General features: G+C 51.0%; 4 protein-coding genes. 2 read left to right on the top strand and 2 right to left on the bottom strand.

Features of this window, described 5'->3' with window-relative positions; genetic code table 11:
- A partial coding sequence (locus tag CW742_RS13820) for an antitoxin VapB family protein (RefSeq protein ID WP_292421374.1) occupies window positions 1-250 on the top strand: 250 nt, incomplete at its 5' end.
- Window positions 250-642, top strand: a complete 393-nt coding sequence (locus CW742_RS13815; protein ID WP_292421372.1) for a type II toxin-antitoxin system VapC family toxin — start codon at window positions 250-252, stop codon at window positions 640-642. The genes CW742_RS13820 and CW742_RS13815, both read left to right, overlap by 1 nt.
- Here CW742_RS13815 and CW742_RS13810 read toward each other — a convergent pair.
- The gene (locus CW742_RS13810) at window positions 629-925 is read right to left on the bottom strand and encodes a type II toxin-antitoxin system RelE/ParE family toxin (RefSeq protein WP_292421370.1); all 297 of its coding nucleotides are present in this window, start codon (window positions 923-925) and stop codon (window positions 629-631) included. The two genes, CW742_RS13815 and CW742_RS13810, sit on opposite strands and share 14 nt — an antisense overlap.
- Complete coding sequence (locus tag CW742_RS13805; RefSeq protein ID WP_292421368.1) at window positions 919-1185, bottom strand: AbrB/MazE/SpoVT family DNA-binding domain-containing protein; 267 nt, start codon at window positions 1183-1185, stop codon at window positions 919-921. The genes CW742_RS13810 and CW742_RS13805 overlap by 7 nt, the downstream gene beginning before the upstream one ends.
- Window positions 1186-1245 lie beyond the last annotated feature (60 nt).

The following is a 1245-nucleotide window of genomic DNA, read 5'->3' as shown; positions in this document are numbered from 1 at the left end:
ACATACATACACAGGACTGATCATGTCCACAAAAACCATCAGCATCACCGAGGAGGCGTATGAGCGGCTGAAGAGCCTGAAGAAGAACGACAAAGCCAGCTTCTCCGATGTAATCCTGGAGCACTACCCGAAAAAGAAGAAGCTGTCCGAAGTCCTGAAGGAAATGGGTGCAAACCCTGAACTTGCCGATTCCATTGAAAAGGTATCCCGCGAGATGCGGAAAGCAAAGCTGCGTGAGGTTAAGTTCTGATGCCGGTTGCTGATACTTCATTCCTCGTTGATATCATCCGGCACGATCCGAATGCTCTGGCAAAACTGGAAGCTTTGGAATCAGAAGGAAAACCGCTCTCTATCACGCCGGTCATTGCTCTCGAGCTCTTCGAAGGGGCCTACCGGTCCCTCCGGGTGGAGGAAAATGTAAAGGAGAAACTTGCGATCCTTTCATTATGTGATGAAGTGCCGTTTGATACGGATATCTATCATGCATTCGGGTATCTGTCCGCAACCCTCCAGGAATGCGGCAGCCCGGTGGGCGATTTTGATCAGGCGATTGCTGCGGCCGCACTCTGTTATGATGCAGAGATCATCACCCGGGACCAGCATTTTGAGAAGATTCCGGAACTGAAAGTCATCGTGTACTAAGTGCCGGGGAACACGGGGGCTCGTTTTCTGTGGCCTGTTGCTGATCCTTGTGATACAGCGCGAGGAATACGAGCGTATCGTTTTTCCGGTCATACCAGTATGACAACCGGAAAGGTGGAATGTACACTTCCCGCGTATGTTTCCGGGAGTATCGCATCAGTTTTCCGATGGAAGGATCGCTGATGATTTTCCTGATCTGCTGCTTTACGTGCTCCTTAAGCCGCACATCATGGATTTTCCGGATGGTTTTTTCGAAGTGCGGGTCGTACGCGACCGTTACCATGAATCCATCTCATCGATGAATTCCTCTCCGGACTTCCGGGTGAAGGTACCTTTCCGGTATTCCGCCAGCGCTGCTTCGGTTTTTTCCGCGAAGAGGAGGTCTTCCCTGAGCTGGGGCTCGAGATCCGCAAGGGGCTTGAGAATGTACCGGTCCCCGTCCCTGATGATGAGGAGTCTCTCTCCTTCCGGAAGATCGGCTCTCATCGATGCGGGGATAACGATCTGCCCCTTGGAACTTATCCGCGTTATTGCGACATCCATGCGTTATCAGTAAGATTAATCTTACGTTGAAGGATATGAGGGTTTGCATAGATTGTTAAC

Origin of the sequence: Methanoregula sp. (genome assembly GCF_002835825.1) — an archaeon.
Lineage (GTDB): Archaea > Halobacteriota > Methanomicrobia > Methanomicrobiales > Methanospirillaceae > Methanoregula.
The sequence above is the reverse complement of the archived record's forward strand: the minus strand, read 5'-3'. Positions and strand labels throughout refer to the sequence as shown.